We start from the raw sequence: 15,111 nt of genomic DNA, 5'->3' as shown, positions 1-15,111 counted from the left end.
TGCAGATGACGACGAATCACAAGGAAGCCTTGCTGCAGGTGCGCGAACTCAGCGTCGAGTTCCCGACCCGGCAAGGGGTGCTCAAGGCTCTGGACCGAGTGTCCTTCGACATTGCGCCGGGTGAGATCCTCGGCGTGGTGGGCGAATCGGGCGCCGGCAAGTCCCTGACGGGCGCGGCCCTGATCGGCCTGCTGGAGCCGCCGGGGCGCGTGAGCGGCGGCGAGATCTGGTTCGAGGGCCAGCGCATCGACAACTTGAGCGCGGCCGCCATGCGCGCGCTGCGCGGCAAGAAGATCGGTGCGATCTTCCAGGACCCGCTGACCTCGCTGAACCCGCTGTTCACCGTGGGGCAGCAGCTGACGGAGACCATCCTGGCGCACCTGCCGCTGAATGCCGCCCAGGCACGCGAGCGCGCCATCGACCTGCTTCGGCAGACCGGCATCCCGGCGCCCGAAGCGCGCATCGACCAGTACCCGCACCAGTTCAGCGGCGGCATGCGCCAGCGCGTGGTCATCGCCTTGGCACTGGCGGCCGAACCGAAGCTCATCGTGGCCGATGAGCCGACCACGGCACTAGATGTGTCCATCCAGGCGCAGATCATCCAACTGCTCAAGCGCGTCTGCCGCCAGCATGGCGCGGCGGTGATGCTTGTGACCCACGACATGGGCGTGATCGCCGAGACCTGTGACCGCGTGGCGGTGATGTATGCCGGACGCGTCGTCGAACTGGGCCCGGTGCAACAGGTGATCCACTGCCCGGCTCACCCCTACACGATCGGCCTGATGGGCTCCATTCCGGCGATGGACGAGGACCGCGAGCGCCTGCAGCAGATCGATGGCGCCATGCCGCGCCTGAATGCCATGCCCGGCGGCTGCGCCTTCCACCCCCGCTGCCCGCAGGCCTTGCCGCGCTGCAAGCAGGATGTGCCGCCGCTCGTCGAGGTGGGGGCCACCCGCGCAGCCTGCTGGCTGCACCACGCGGAGGCCCGCGCATGAATCCGCTCGTGCAAGTCAAAGACCTGGCGATGCGTTTTGACGTGTCCGCACCCTGGCTGAACCGGGTGCTGGAGCGCAAGCCCAAGCAGTTCGTGCATGCCGTCGATGGCATCAGCTTCGACATCCCCAAGGGCAAGACTCTGGCCCTGGTGGGTGAGTCCGGCTGCGGCAAGAGCACGGTGGCGCGCCTGCTGGTGGGTCTGTACAAGCCCAGCGGCGGCAGCGTCGCCTTCGATGGGCGCGACACCCGCGAGTGGTTCGGTGCGAAGGATTCGCTGAGCCTGCGCCGCCGCCTGCAGATGATCTTCCAGGACCCCTATGCCAGCCTGAACCCGCGTTGGAAGGTGGCCGACATCGTGGCCGAGCCGTTGACCGAGCAGGGTGTCCTGAAAGACCCGGCGGCCATCCGCGCCCGCGTGGCCGAGTTGCTCACCATGGTCGGCCTGAACCCGCTCGACGGCGCCAAGTACCCGCACCAGTTCAGCGGTGGGCAGCGCCAGCGCATCTCGATCGCCCGTGCCCTGGCCACGGCGCCTGAGTTCCTGGTCTGTGACGAGCCCACCAGCGCGCTCGACGTGTCCGTGCAGGCCCAGGTGCTGAACATCATGAAGGACCTGCAGGCCAAGCAGGGGCTGACCTATCTGTTCATCTCGCACAACCTGGCGGTGGTGCGCCACATGGCGGACCAGATCGGTGTGATGTATCTGGGCCGCCTGGTGGAGCTGGCTGACAAGGCTGCCTTGTTTGCGAACCCGCGCCATCCGTACACGCGCATGCTGCTAGATGCGATTCCGGACATCCACTTGACCGGCCGCGACCGCGTCGCGGTTCAGGGTGAGGTGCCGAACCCGCTGAACCCGCCCAGCGGTTGCAGCTTTCACCCGCGCTGCCCGCACGCCAACGAGCGCTGCAAGCAGGAACGCCCCGCTTTGCAGGACTTCAAGGGCATCCGCGTGGCCTGCCACGCGGTGGCCGAAGCACGGATCTAGGCGGCGGTGGCCTGCTGGGCGGGCGGCGGCTGCCGCAGCGGCCCCTTCTGTCCGCAGGCGCCTAGCAGCATCAACGCGGACAAGGCCAAAGCCCAGCGGGCCATGCCGCGCTGGGCGCGGCTTTCTACACTGCGAGTTGTTTTCATTGCGCCAGTGTAGGCAGCGGCATGAACGATTCCGAATACCACGACCGGGCTGATGCCCTGCTTCGCCGCATCGAAGCCCAGGCCGACGCCTGGCTCCAGGACGATGTGATCGACATCGACACCCAGCGCGCGGGCGGGCTGCTGGAACTCAGCTTGCCCAACGGCAGCAAGTTGGTCATCAACAAGCAACCGCCACTGCACGAGATCTGGCTGGCCAGCCGTGCCGGGGGCTTCCACTTCCAGTGGCAGGACGGCGCGTGGCGCGACACCAAGAGTGGGTCCGAGTTCGTCAGCGTGTTCAACCGCGAGGCCAGCGCCCAGGCGGGGCGGGCACTTAGCCTCACTGCTTGAACAGATCGAGGATGCCCTTCTTCTCCTCGGCATTCGCCGGAGGCGGCAGATTGGGGTCGTCGTTCTCGATCCGGCTCACACCCTGCGGGCCGGCGTATTCATCGAAGAACCATTCGCCGTTGATTTGAACCACGCCCTCGGGCGGCGGGATTTCGGCAACCGCCGTGCTGCGCAGGGCGAACTGCATGAAGTCGATCCAGATCGGCAATGCCAGCCCACCCCCCGTTTCGCGGCTGCCCAGCTTGCGCGGCTGGTCATAGCCCACCCAGACGACGGTCACCAACTCGGGCTGGTAGCCGGCGAACCAGGCGTCCATCGAATCATTGGTGGTACCGGTTTTGCCATACAGGTCCGGGCGCTTCAGGGTTCCCTGCGCCCGCGCCGCGGTGCCACTGCGCGTGACCTCCTGCAGCAAGCTGCTCATGAGGAAAGCATTGCGGGCATCCAGCGTGCGGGTGCCGTCGTCCAAGACGGGTACCGGGTTGCTGAACAGCACGCGCCCCTGGTCGTCCACCACCTTCTGGATCAGGGATGAGGGCAGCAAATGCCCGCCGTTCGCAAATACGGCATAGGCCTCGGCCATCTGCAGCGGCGTGACCGAGCCGGCGCCGAGGGCCATGGTCAGGTAGGCCGGGTGCTTGGCCGCAGGAAAGCCGAAGCGGCCGATCCACTCCTGCGCTTCCCGCGCTCCCACCGCGCGCAGCACGCGAATGGACACCATGTTCTTGGACTTGGCCAGTGCGCGACGCAAGGTCATCGGGCCTTCGAAGGTCCCGTCGTAATTCTTGGGCTCCCACGGCTGGCTGCCTGTGGTGCCGGCGTCAAAGAACAGCGGGGCGTCATTCACCACCGTGGCCGGGGTGAAGCCGCGCTCCAGGGCCGCCGAGTAGATAAAGGGCTTGAAGCTGGAGCCCGGTTGGCGCCACGCCTGGGTCACATGGTTGAACTTGTTCTTGGCGAAGTCGAAGCCGCCCACCATGGCCCGGATGGCGCCGGTGCGGGGGTCCAGGGCCACGAGGGCCCCTTCCACTTCCGGCAGTTGCGTCAGCACCCAGCCGAGCTTGGTATCGGCCTGCACTCGCACGACGGAGCCGCGCCGAATCTGCACTTTGGGGTTGCCGCCCTCCGCCAGTCCCGAAGCGACGGGCTTCAGGCCCTCACCGGTCACCGTGATCGAGTCACCGTTTTGCAGAGCGGCCACCACCTTGCGCGGTCCGGCTTCCAGCACGACGGCGGCGAGCAATTCCCCATTGGGTGGGTGTTCGGACAGCACCTCCGCCACCCGGACATCGACCAGCTTGGGGTCGGCGGGCAGGTCTGCGTGGGCTTCCGGCCCACGGTAGAACTGACGGCGTTCGTAGTCCATCAGGCCCTTTCGCAGCGCCTTGTAGGCAACCGCCTGCTCATCGGCACGTACGCTCAAGGTGACGTTCAAGCCGCGGGAGTACAGGTCTTCGCCGTAGCGACTGAGCAACAGCTGGCGGGCGGCCTCGGCAGCGTAGTCGGCGCCAACCTGGGCCGGTTGGCTGCTGCGAATCTTGAGCGTTTCGGCCTTGGCCTGCGCATGCGCTGCCGCGGTCAAGAAGCGGTTCTCCAGCATGCGGTCCAGGATGTACTGCTGCCGGATGCGAGCGCGCTTGGGGTTGGTGATCGGGTTGTAGGCCGATGGGGCCTTGGGCAGCCCCGCCAGCATGGCGGCCTCCGCGGCACTGATCTGATGCAGCGGCTTGCCGAAATACACCTCGCTGGCGGCAGCGAAGCCATATGCCCGATGCCCCAGGAAGATCTGATTCATGTAAATCTCAAGAATCTTGCGCTTCGAGAGCTCGGATTCAATGCGCAGCGCCAGCAGGATCTCGTACAGCTTGCGCGCCAAAGTCTTTTCGGTGCTCAGGTAGAAATTGCGCGCGACCTGCATCGTGATGGTCGAGGCGCCCTGGCTGCGTGATTCCTGCAAATTGGCCAAGCCGGCGCGCAACACACCCAAATAGTCCACGCCGCCGTGTTCGTAGAAGCGTGCATCCTCGATGGCCAGCACGGCGTCCTGCATCACCTTGGGAATCTGGTCAATCGGCAGGTACTGCCGCCGCTCCTCCCCGAACTCGGCCAGGAGCTTGCCATCGGCCGACCAGATTCGCAGCGGTTGATGCGGCCGATACTGGCTCAGTCCGGAGATGTCCGGCAGGTTCGGATAGGCCGTGACGATCACCAGTGCACCCGTCACCAGCCCGGCGAGCAGCAGGCACAGGCCCGCCACAAGCAACTGCAGGGCGGTGCGGCGCCAAGTGCGAGCCCGTGGGGCGGAAGAGAGAGGGGGCAGGGGCTCGGATGCTTTGCTCATGGGCGCGCCCATTATAGAAATCCCCAGTCCGGCGGCCTTTTCGCTTGCTGCTCCCTTCACAACGAGTTACACCCACCCCTTCGGACGTGCTCGGGTTGCAACGTGGGAAACCCCGAGTGGCCGGTTTTTCCATTGGCCACAAAGGCTTTACTGCTAGCATGCAAGTAAGTTCTTAAGTCGCTCCGTCGTTGGGGCAAAGGGTGTCGGCATGGGAATACTGGATGGGTTGCTGGGGCGCAAGAGCCCGCCCATGCTTGGACTTGATATCAGTTCCACCAGCGTGAAGCTGGTCGAGCTGAGCCAGAACAAGTCTGGGGAATTCGTGCTGGAGCGCTTCGCTTCCGAGTCCTTTGAGAAGGGCTGGATCGCTGACGGGCACATCGAGAAGTTCGACGAGGTTGCGGACGCCGTTCGGCGTGTGGTGTCGCGCAGCGGCACCCGTACCCGTCAGGCCGTGCTGGCCATGCCCGCGTCGGCAGTGATCACGAAAAAGATCATGCTGCCGGCAGGGCTGCGGGAAGAGGAGATGGAGATCCAGGTTGAGGCTGAAGCCAACCAGTACATCCCCTTCTCCCTGGATGAAGTGAGTCTGGACTTTTGCGTGGTCGGGCCCAGTCCTACCTCTGTAGGGGATGTGGAAGTCCTGATTGCCGCATCGCGCAAGGATCGCGTCCAAGATCGCCAGGGTCTGGCTGAGGCTGCGGGGCTCAAGCCTGTCATTCTGGACGTTGAGTCGCATGCCTCCCGGCTGGCCATGTCGCGCCTTGTCAAGGCGCTGCCCAGCGAGGGCAAGGATGCGCTCGTGGCCCTGTTCGAAATTGGCGCGGACACCACCAGTCTGAAGGTCCTGCGCGATGACGAATTGCTCTATGACCGCGATCAGGCCTTTGGCGGCGCCCAACTCACTCAGTTGATATCTCGCCAGTACGGGCTTTCCTTCGAAGAGGCGGAGCAAAAGAAGCTGTCCGGCGATTTGCCGGAGGACTACCGGGCTGAGGTGCTGGAACCTTTTGTGGACAGCCTCTCGCAGGAAATCGGGCGAGCCTTGCAGTATTTCTTTACATCCACGCCGCATCACAAGGTGCATTACGTGATGTTGGCCGGAGGCACTGCAACGCTTGGAGGGCTCAAAGAGCGGGTTACTGATCTCACCGGCTTCGCCTGCATGGTGGTCAACCCCTTCGAGAATATGGTGATCGGCAGCGGGGTGCGCGAAGGTCGGGTCCAGCGCGAAGCACCTTCCTATTTGACGGCCTGCGGCCTGGCCATGCGGAGGTTCTACGAGTGATCCTCATCAACCTACTTCCTTACCGCGAAGAGCGCCGTAAGCGCCGCAAGCAGGCATTCTTTGCAGGGCTTGGTCTTTCATTTGTCGCGGGCATTGGTATCGCAGCTCTGGGTTGGCTGATGCTTCAATCCATGATTGAGCAGCAGCGTACGCGCAACTCGTTTTTGCAAGCACAGATCAGTCAACTTGACGCGCAAATCAAGGACATATCCACCTTGCGGGACGAGATTGATGCTTTGACGCGAAGGCAAAAGGCCGTTGAGGCCTTGCAAGCCGAGCGAAATACGCCTGTGCATCTCCTGAATGAATTGGCGAGGCTGACCCCTGAGGGTGTGTATCTGAGCAGCATCAAACAGGCAGAAAAGTCCGTCACTCTGACTGGTTTGGCGCAAACCCAGGAACGTGTGTCGGAACTTATGCGCAATGCCTCACGTGAAGCCCAGTGGCTTGAGCGACCTGAGTTGGCCGAAATCAAGCTCACCAATGTGTCCACCAACGCGCGCGATTCAAAAAGGCTATTCGACTTTACGCTGAAGCTCAACCTTAAAGGTCAGAGTCCAGAGGCGGGATCTGGCGCAGCGCCCGGCGAAAAGAAGGGTTGATATGGCGAATAAAACCAGCTTCGACCTAAATGCCTGGGGTCGGGACGCAGCAGAGCAATTTCGAGGGCTCAATCCAAAGGAGCCGGGTCAATGGCCTATCTTGCCGAAGCTGGCCACTTATGCCGTAGCGGCAGTGGTTGCGGTGGTGCTTGGTTACGTCCTTGTGCTGGCCGATGAACAGACCCTGCTTGAAGAAGAAGCTGCTAAAGAGCCAGTTCTTCAGAATGACTTCAAGGGGAAAGTCGCTCAAGCGGTCAATCTTCCTGAATTGCGCAAGCAAAAGAGTCAAGTTGAAGAATATGTGACCCAGTTGGAGAAGCAACTGCCGGGGAAGGCGGAAATGGATGCGCTCCTATCTGACATTAACCAAGCTGGCGTAGGCCGAGGGCTGCAGTTCGAATTGTTCAAGCCGAGTTCTGAGGTCGTCAAAGACTTTTACGCGGAACAACCTATCTCGCTGCGAATTGCCGGCCGATATCATGATTTCGGATCGTTTGCCGCGGATATTTCAAATTTGTCGCGCATCGTGACATTGCACAATCTGCAAATTACTCCGCACGGCAGCAAAGACGCGGTTGGTCTGCTGGTGATGGAGTCAACGGCTCGCACCTACCGCTACCTTGACCCCGCTGAGGTGGCAGCGCAACAGCAGGCCAAGGCCAAAGCCGGAGCCAAGAAATGACAGTAGTTCGGTTCGCATGTGCTCTGATGCTGCTGCAGATGGTGGCCGGCTGCTCGTCAGACTTGGATCAGCTGCAAACTTGGACAGAGGCTGAGCGGCGCAATGCCAAGCCAAGCGTTCAAGCTTTGGTGCCGCCGAAGAAATTTCTGCCGCAACCCTACGACGCCTTGGATGGCGTCGAGCCATTCAGCACGCAAAAGCTGAGCGTTGCATCCAAACAGGAGGCTGCTCAGCCCAATTCGATGCTGGCTGCCGAGATGAATCGGCGTCGGGAGCCTCTCGAGGCTTATCCCATAGACAGCATGTCAATGGTTGGCAGTATGGCGCGCGCTGGAGTGCCGCACGCCATCTTGAAAGTCGATAACTTGTTGTACTACGTGAAAGCCGGTGATTATCTTGGACAGAACTTCGGAAAGATTCTGAAGATCAATGAGACCGAGGTGGTCCTCCGCGAAATTGTTCAGGATCCCTCGGGTGAATGGGTAGAGCGGACAAGTACGCTGACGCTTCAGGAGGCGGCACGATGAATACCAAGCAGGAGAATCTTGTGAAGCGATGCGGAACCACGCTGCTCATGGCGCTAAGCCTCTGCCTTCCCTCGATGGCATGGGCCCAAAACATGATCAAGTCGATTCAAGCCGGTCAACAGGCCGGTGCCGAGATCCTTCGGATTGAATTCGACCAAGCACTAAAAGAACTGCCCCGTGGCTTCACGATTCAAGCGCCCGCCAGGATTGCGATCGATCTTCCTGGCGTCGGCAATGCCCTGGGTCGCAACAACATCGAAATCAATCAAGGAAACGTTCGCTCGGCGTCTGTGGCGCAGTCTGCTGACCGAACGAGGCTGGTTCTAAATCTTCGCAATGCTTCGAACTATCGAGCGGAGTTGCAGGATAAGGCTCTGCTCCTGATTCTTGAGCCTTCGTCAGTTGAAGTGCAGGCGAAAGTAGAGACTCAGCACTTCTCTCCGAGCCAGAACAACTCGCCCATCGATCTGAAGGAAATTGATTTCCGGCGTGGTGCTGACGGGGCAGGTCGTGTTGTGATTGCGCTGCCGAATCCACAGGTAGGTGTCGATATTCAGCAGCAAGGTCAGTTTCTTGTGGTGGAGGTGCTTCGGTCTGCAATTCCTGCTGCCCTCAGAAAGCGCATGGACGTGCGAGACTTTGGTACTCCCGTCCAATTTGTCACCGTTGCTCAGCAAGGCGACAAGGTCCGCCTCCAAGTGGATGCAAAGGGCAACTGGGAGCACAGCGCGTACCAGAGTGATAGCCAATTTGTTTTGGAGATTCGTCCTGTCCGCCAAGACTCAAATAAGCTGACGCAGGGTCCGGGGTTCAGTGGCGAGAAGGTGTCGTTCAATTTCCAGAACATTGAGGTACGCGCGCTACTGCAGGTCATCGCGGACTTCACGCAGTTCAATGTGGTGACGAGTGACTCAGTCACAGGTTCAATAACCTTGCGCCTGAAGGATGTTCCCTGGGACCAAGCCCTGGAAATCATCTTGCAAGCTAAAGGATTGGGGTTGCGCAAGACGGGCGACGTTCTATGGATTGCTCCCAAGGAAGAGCTCGCTGCCAAAGAGAAACTTGAGTACGAGAGTTTGGCAGCAAAGGCCCAACTTGAGCCTACCCGCACCCAGGCGTTCCAACTCAATTACATCAAGGCCGAAGATGTTGTGAAGGTGCTGTCAGGTGCAGGCTCCGCCGGCTCCAGCGGTACTGGCGCGGCACAAGGAGCACGTGTTTTGTCTCCACGCGGTAGTGTGAATCCCGAACCGCGCACAAATCAGGTGTTCGTCACTGATATCCCCGCGAAGCTTGAAGAAATACAAGGCTTGGTGCAGAGGATTGATGTGCCCATTCGACAGGTGCTGATTGAGGCTCGAATTGTTGAGGCAGACGATAAGTTTGGCCGTTCACTCGGGGTTAAATTGGGTGCTACCGACATGCGGGGGCTGCAGGGAGGTATTCCAGGTTACTCGGTCGGCGGAAACAACTATCTGTCATTTGGTGGCAACTATGCCGCGTCAGGTTATCAAACAAATCAGTCTCCTCAGGTTGACTTCACGAACAGTCAATTTATTAATTTGCCGGCGACAGCCATCAACAGTGTCGGGGCCGCAACGATAGCCGCCACGCTCTTCAGTGCAACGGCCAATCGGTTCTTGAATCTGGAGCTTTCAGCGCTTGAAGCCGACGGAAAAGGCAAGATTGTCTCAAGTCCTCGCGTGATCACTGCGGACCAGGTCAAAGCGCTGATCGAGCAAGGGGAGGAGATCCCGTATTTAGGGTCGGCACAGAATGGCGCGACAGCCGTTACGTTCAAGAAGGCTGTCCTCAAGCTAGAGGTCACTCCGCAGATCACGCCGGAAGGTAATGTGATTCTTGACGTCGACGTGAATAAGGATAGCCGCGGCGTGCTGACACCTGCTGGCTTTGCGATCAATAACAAGCACGTCAAGACACAAGTGCTTGTCGAAAATGGTGGAACCGTAGTGATTGGTGGCATCTTCACCCTGGAAGAGATAGACAACATCAACAAGGTGCCACTCCTGGGCGATATTCCCTACATGGGGGCCTTGTTCCGGAACAAGTCTCGGATCGCTAACAAGACCGAATTGCTGATCTTCTTGACACCCAAGGTTGTCAGCGAGCGCGCCAGTCTGCGTTAAGTCGCAGGAAAGGGAATGGAGTAAGAGGTATGTGGAAAATGATTTCCAAGTCTGAGCGCGGCTTACGATTCGTAGGCTCTCTGCTTATGCTGCTCGCCGTTGCTGCCTGTGGTGGTGGTGGTGGCACGGCCGGTACGCCTGTCACCGGAGGCGGCGGTAATGGAGTTCCGACGGCTGCAGTGAACGTCGGCGTTACTCTCTCAAGCAGTACGGTCACCTCAGTCAGCCCTGCGACCGTCACGGTTACGGTCAAGAACAAGGCCGGTGCCGGCTTGCCGGGTGTAGTCGTTGGCTTTAGTACCACCCTCGGCATGGGTAGCTTCAGCGCGCCCTCCGCCTTGACCGATGCGAACGGCGTTGCGACCGTGCAGGTGGCCCCGAATACCACATCCGCTACAGGGGCTGACACTGTGGTGGCAAAGGTGAAGGTCAACGATGTCGAGTACAGCGGGAGCACCGGCTTTCAGATGACCGCAACCAATGTGACCATCGGCAGCTTCACGAGCGATGTGTCCACGCTTGCGGCATACGGGCAGACGAGCTTGACCGTGCAGTTGGCGGGCATTACCGCGGGTTCACCCGTCAACGTTGCGGCGACGTCCAGTTGCGTCGTGAACGGCAAGGCCACCTTGACGCCTGCGAACTTGACAACAACGACGGGCCGCGCGGTCTTTACCTACCGCGACAACGGTTGTGGAGCGGTGGCGGCGTCAGATGCCTTGCAGGTCGTTGTCACCGGCACCAGCCTGACGGCCAGCCTTAATATCGGGCTCACTTCGCCTGCTGTTTCGAGCATTAGTTTCGTATCTGCTAGCCCGGAAACTATCTACCTAAAGGGCAGCGGCTACGTGGAAAACTCGAACGTCAAGTTCAAAGTCGTAGACGCAAATGGTAACGGCGTTCCTGAGCGTCTTGTGGAATTGGAGCCAACGACACTTGCCGGTGGTCTGCTTGTTGATGGAGGAAGTGGAAAGGTAACCAAGAAGACTGACTCGAATGGGGAAGTTATCGTGCGTGTCAATTCCGGTACAGTGCCCACGCCGGTTCGAGTTAAGGCCACCCTCAGCAGCAGCACCATTTCCACAGTTTCCAGTAGCCTGGCAATCGCTGTTGGATTGCCCTCTCAGCTAAACTTCTCGCTTTCCGCGCAGACTTTGAATATCGAAGGTTACAATCGCGACGGAACGACTAATATATTCAATGTAATAGCGTCTGACCGAATGGGTAACCCGGTACCCAATGGTACGGCTATTAACTTCGTAACTGAGAGCGGTCAGGTGGAGGCGACGCGTCAGACCACAATGGTTAACGGTATATCCCGGACTTCAGCTAACTACGTTAGCAGCAATCCGAGGCCTCTTGATGGGCGTGTAACTCTGTTGGCCTACGCTTTGGGCGAGAAGTCATTCCTTGATAGCAATGGGGATAACGTATATACGGCAGGTGAGCCGTATCAAGATCTCGGCGACGCCTTTGTAGACCGTTTGTTGAACTTCGACCCCGGGACGCAGACCGGATTTAATGTGGTTGAGGACCAATTTATTTCTCTTGGATTTACGGGATCGCTAGCTTGTAAATTGTCGAGTTCATCATTGCTTGATTTGGATCGCAGCATGCCTTCACGGCCAGGAACTTGTACACAAAGTTTCGGTGACGGCAAAGCATATGTTCGTCGCGCAATGCAGACCATCCTCTCAACCTCCGAGGCGTCCCCGGTATGGGGAACATCCGCTCCAAATGACTCGCTTGTGAAAGCGGTTGGAAGCTGCCCAGGGGTAAGGGATCTCCTTATCAGCTATGAGCCCAGTGATAAACCGGTGAAGCTGCCCTTTATCAATGTGCATGGGACACAGTTGATCACGAGCGCCCGACGCGGAAGCGTTTCAATCGTGCTCTCGGATGCCAACCCGGTAGCGTTTAACCCGATGGCGGCTGGCACTACACTTGAAGTCGAGGGTACAGCGGGGCTGTCCGTCCGGGTGGTGGCCGGAAGCCCCATCCCGAGTACGGATCAGCCCAGCGCTGGCAGTGTGATTTATGAGTTTGATCCGATCACTAGTCAAGGCTCAATCTTCTTCAAGCTCAAGTCTCCTAGTGGCCTGCAAAGCGGCGCCACTGTGTCTCTGAGACTTGAGTCTGACGCTGCTGCATATCAATCGGCCTCTCCGACTACCTGCCCGTGATCATTGGCCTCGTGGGTTTGCCCGGCAGTGGCAAATCCAGTGTGGCCCGCCTACTCGGCCAGCATTACGGATGGGATACCGACGACACCGACTCTGTAATTGAGTCTCGGCTGAGGTGTCCCATCCGCGAGTACTTTGAAAGCTGCGGAGAACCAGCCTTCCGCGATGTGGAGGCCCGGGTACTTCGAGAGCAGGTCGAGCGCTCCGGCCCCTTGGTTTTAGCGACGGGAGGCGGGATCGTGCTGCGGCAGGAGAATCGAGAGCTGCTGCGCAAGCGCTGCTTGGTCTTCTACTTGCGCAGTACGCCCGAGGAACTCGCACGCCGGCTGAGGCACGACAGCAAACGTCCTTTGTTGCAGGGGGTTGATGCATTGCGAAAGCTCCGGGAGCTTTCAGCGGTGCGCGATCCCTTGTACCGGCAGACCGCGCACTATGTCGTCGATGCCAACAGGCCGACGATCTGGGGTCTCGTCCACTGGATTTGCATGCAGTTAGAGCTCGGTGGGCACGTTGCGCCGCCGAATAGACTGGGCGCATGAGCTCAAGAGCACCATTCGCGTTGGAGATCCAGGCCTTTGAAGCCGGCTCCCCTCCCCCGCACGCTTTAAGCATCGATCTAGGAGATCGGAGTTACCCAATCCATATCGGGCAACTAGATTGGCTTGGCTGTTTGGCTGAAGCTCAGTTGGGTGGGCGGCTTGCTGTTGTGATCAGCAATCCGGTTGTAGCGCCGCTGTACTCATCACGCCTGATCAGCGCGCTTCGCACCAGGTTTGCTGCAGTTGAATTGCACGTCGCTCCAGATGGCGAAGTGGCTAAGGAGTGGAGCAGTCTGCAAGCCATCTTGGGAAAGTTGGCTGACTTGGGTGCGGACCGGGATGTGGTGTTGTTTGCCCTGGGCGGTGGCGTGATTGGCGATTTGACCGGGTTTGCGGCGGCGATTTACATGCGGGGGGTGTGCTTTGTGCAGGTCCCCACGACGCTCCTAGCCCAGGTTGATTCCTCGGTGGGCGGCAAGACGGGTATCAATCTGCCGCAGGGCAAAAACTTGGTTGGCGCCTTCCACCAGCCCCAGGCGGTGTGGGCCGACCTTGATGTGCTAGGTACCTTGCCAGCGCGGGAATACAGCGCAGGGCTTGCCGAGGTCATCAAATACGGACCGGTGGCTGACCCTGCGTTCTTTGCTTGGTTGGAGCGCAATATGGATGCGCTGATGGCGCGTGACCACACAGCGCTGATGACCGCGGTGCGGCGCGCCTGTGAGATCAAGGCGGCCGTCGTTGCTGCGGATGAGCGAGAGGGTGGTGTCCGGGCCATTTTGAATTTCGGCCATACCTTTGGCCATGCCTTGGAAGCCGGCCTAGGCTACGGAGCCCTGCTGCATGGTGAGGCGGTGGCTTTGGGCATGTTGATGGCGACAGAACTCTCGGTTCGTGCGCTCGGCCTCGATTCACAGTTGCTGCAGCGCTTGAAGTCTCTCCTGGAGCGGGCCCAGCTTCCTGTTCGCGCGCCGTACCTGGATCCGGAGCGGTTCCTGCAACTTATGCGAGGTGACAAAAAGGCTGCGGCGGGATCTATCCGGTATGTTTTGATTCCCGTGCTGGGCCAGGCCTGCCTGCAGGTGGCACCTGACGCCCTGGCGTTGGAGGCGATCGCGAGTCACAGCGCTTCCGTCACAAAGTGAGCACCGGCTGGGCGTCCTACGCATGCAACCCGCAGCACACGCGGGGCCGCCGAGTCGCCGAACAGGCAGCTTGGGATCGTGACGACTTCCAGCGCGATCGGGATCGAATCGTCCACTGTTCGGCGTTCAGGCGCTTGGTCTACAAGACGCAGGTCTTTCTGAATCATGAAGGGGACTTGTTTCGAACGCGCCTGACACATTCGCTGGAAGTGGCTCAGCTCGCACGTTCGATGGCTAGGAACCTCCAACTGAATGAGGATCTGACCGAGGCCATTGCGCTGGCGCACGATCTCGGACACACACCGTTTGGTCATGCTGGCCAGGACACGCTGAACGCATGCATGGCCACGCATGGAGGCTTCGAGCACAACCTTCAAAGCTTGAGGGTGGTGGACTGGCTTGAGCGCCGGTACGCCGAGTTTCCTGGTTTGAACCTTTGCTTTGAAACACGCGAGGGCATTCTCAAGCACTGCAGTGCCCAGAATGCCCAGCTGCTGGATGCGCAAGAACCGGGTGGTGTCGCCGCGCGCTTCCTGGCGGGGCGGCAGCCTAGCCTGGAGGCGCAACTGTGCAACTTGGCAGATGAGCTTGCGTACTGCGCCCACGATGTCGATGACGGTGTGCGCTCCGGTTTGCTGAATGCTGAGGATTGGCTGGAGCAGCCTTTCCTGGCGGAGCTGGTGCGCCAGGTGGAGAGCGAGCAGAAGGGTCCACTCAGTTCGCGGGTGCTGCTGTACACCACCCTGCGACGGCTTTTGCGCACAGGCGTCCAGGACTTGGTGCTGGCGACGCAGCAGCGCTTGCAATCTGCAGGCGTGCTGACGGTCGACGATGTGCGGGCGGCGCCTATGCTCGTTGGCTACAGCGCGGAGGTCGCTGGGCAACTGAGAGACCTGAAGCGGTTCCTCTTTGCGCGCCTGTACCGGCATCCGCAAGTCGAATCCCAGCGCGTCCTGGCCCAGAAACTCTTGGCGGACTTGTTCGCCATCTATCTGCAAACTGGCGTGCCGGAGGCGCGGGAAGCGGAACCCGCGCGCGCTGTGGCGGACTACTTGGCAGGCATGACAGACCGGTTTGCGGTGCGGGAGCATCAGCGGTTGACGGGGGAGCGCTTGTTCGAAGCGGCGTGAGTCCTGCTCGGCTCCAAAATGGGGCCAGAGTCAACAAGGCCTCCGA

14 protein-coding genes are annotated in these 15,111 nt (G+C 60.1%); 12 read left to right on the top strand and 2 right to left on the bottom strand.

The window, feature by feature from the left end; translation table 11 throughout:
• The first annotated feature begins 5 nt into the window (after window positions 1-5).
• Both I7X39_RS03800 and I7X39_RS03795 read left to right on the top strand, forming a co-directional pair.
• Window positions 6-995, top strand: a complete 990-nt coding sequence (locus I7X39_RS03800; protein WP_198109636.1) for an ABC transporter ATP-binding protein — start codon at window positions 6-8, stop codon at window positions 993-995.
• Window positions 992-1,984 (top strand): ABC transporter ATP-binding protein, encoded by a 993-nt coding sequence (locus I7X39_RS03795; RefSeq protein ID WP_198109635.1) that lies wholly within the window; start codon window positions 992-994, stop codon window positions 1,982-1,984. The genes I7X39_RS03800 and I7X39_RS03795 overlap by 4 nt, the downstream gene beginning before the upstream one ends.
• On the opposite strand, the gene I7X39_RS23790 is transcribed toward I7X39_RS03795, so the two are convergent.
• The gene (locus I7X39_RS23790) at window positions 1,981-2,055 is read right to left on the bottom strand and encodes a lipoprotein (protein ID WP_375140738.1); all 75 of its coding nucleotides are present in this window, start codon (window positions 2,053-2,055) and stop codon (window positions 1,981-1,983) included. The genes I7X39_RS03795 and I7X39_RS23790 overlap by 4 nt on opposite strands.
• Before the next feature lie 96 nt (window positions 2,056-2,151).
• Between I7X39_RS23790 and cyaY the strand changes: the two genes are divergently transcribed.
• Entirely contained in the window at window positions 2,152-2,481 is a 330-nt protein-coding gene (gene cyaY / locus I7X39_RS03790) for an iron donor protein CyaY (protein ID WP_198109634.1), read from the top strand.
• On the opposite strand, the gene I7X39_RS03785 is transcribed toward cyaY, so the two are convergent.
• Entirely contained in the window at window positions 2,471-4,822 is a 2,352-nt protein-coding gene (locus I7X39_RS03785; RefSeq protein ID WP_198109633.1) for a penicillin-binding protein 1A, read from the bottom strand. The two genes, cyaY and I7X39_RS03785, sit on opposite strands and share 11 nt — an antisense overlap.
• A gap of 208 nt (window positions 4,823-5,030) precedes the next feature.
• Between I7X39_RS03785 and I7X39_RS03780 the strand changes: the two genes are divergently transcribed.
• From I7X39_RS03780 to I7X39_RS03740, 9 genes are all read left to right on the top strand, one after another.
• Window positions 5,031-6,110 carry a pilus assembly protein PilM gene (locus I7X39_RS03780; protein ID WP_198109632.1) on the top strand — a complete coding sequence of 360 codons (1,080 nt, stop codon included), beginning with the start codon at window positions 5,031-5,033 and terminating at the stop codon, window positions 6,108-6,110.
• On the top strand, window positions 6,107-6,712 hold the full coding sequence (locus tag I7X39_RS03775; RefSeq protein WP_198109631.1) for a PilN domain-containing protein: 606 nt from the start codon (window positions 6,107-6,109) through the stop codon (window positions 6,710-6,712). The genes I7X39_RS03780 and I7X39_RS03775 overlap by 4 nt, the downstream gene beginning before the upstream one ends.
• Window position 6,713: 1 nt before the next feature.
• The gene (locus I7X39_RS03770) at window positions 6,714-7,394 is read left to right on the top strand and encodes a type IV pilus inner membrane component PilO (RefSeq protein ID WP_198109630.1); all 681 of its coding nucleotides are present in this window, start codon (window positions 6,714-6,716) and stop codon (window positions 7,392-7,394) included.
• A gap of 26 nt (window positions 7,395-7,420) precedes the next feature.
• On the top strand, window positions 7,421-7,921 hold the full coding sequence (locus tag I7X39_RS03765; protein WP_232351688.1) for a pilus assembly protein PilP: 501 nt from the start codon (window positions 7,421-7,423) through the stop codon (window positions 7,919-7,921).
• Window positions 7,918-10,068, top strand: a complete 2,151-nt coding sequence (locus I7X39_RS03760; RefSeq protein ID WP_198109628.1) for a type IV pilus secretin PilQ — start codon at window positions 7,918-7,920, stop codon at window positions 10,066-10,068. The genes I7X39_RS03765 and I7X39_RS03760 overlap by 4 nt, the downstream gene beginning before the upstream one ends.
• Before the next feature lie 86 nt (window positions 10,069-10,154).
• A complete protein-coding gene (locus I7X39_RS03755) occupies window positions 10,155-12,251 on the top strand; it encodes an Ig-like domain-containing protein (protein WP_198109627.1) in 2,097 nt (698 codons plus the stop codon).
• Window positions 12,248-12,790 carry a shikimate kinase gene (locus tag I7X39_RS03750; RefSeq protein ID WP_198109626.1) on the top strand — a complete coding sequence of 181 codons (543 nt, stop codon included), beginning with the start codon at window positions 12,248-12,250 and terminating at the stop codon, window positions 12,788-12,790. The genes I7X39_RS03755 and I7X39_RS03750 overlap by 4 nt, the downstream gene beginning before the upstream one ends.
• Window positions 12,787-13,935, top strand: a complete 1,149-nt coding sequence (gene aroB / locus I7X39_RS03745) for a 3-dehydroquinate synthase (RefSeq protein WP_198109625.1) — start codon at window positions 12,787-12,789, stop codon at window positions 13,933-13,935. Before I7X39_RS03750 ends, aroB begins: the two co-directional genes overlap by 4 nt.
• Window positions 13,932-15,065: a deoxyguanosinetriphosphate triphosphohydrolase gene (locus tag I7X39_RS03740; protein ID WP_198109624.1), complete on the top strand. Its 1,134-nt coding sequence runs from the start codon at window positions 13,932-13,934 to the stop codon at window positions 15,063-15,065. Before aroB ends, I7X39_RS03740 begins: the two co-directional genes overlap by 4 nt.
• Window positions 15,066-15,111 lie beyond the last annotated feature (46 nt).

The sequence above is a fragment of the Inhella proteolytica genome (assembly GCF_016093275.1).
In the GTDB taxonomy this organism is placed as follows: Bacteria; Pseudomonadota; Gammaproteobacteria; order Burkholderiales; family Burkholderiaceae_C; genus Inhella; species Inhella proteolytica.
The sequence above is the reverse complement of the archived record's forward strand: the minus strand, read 5'-3'. Positions and strand labels throughout refer to the sequence as shown.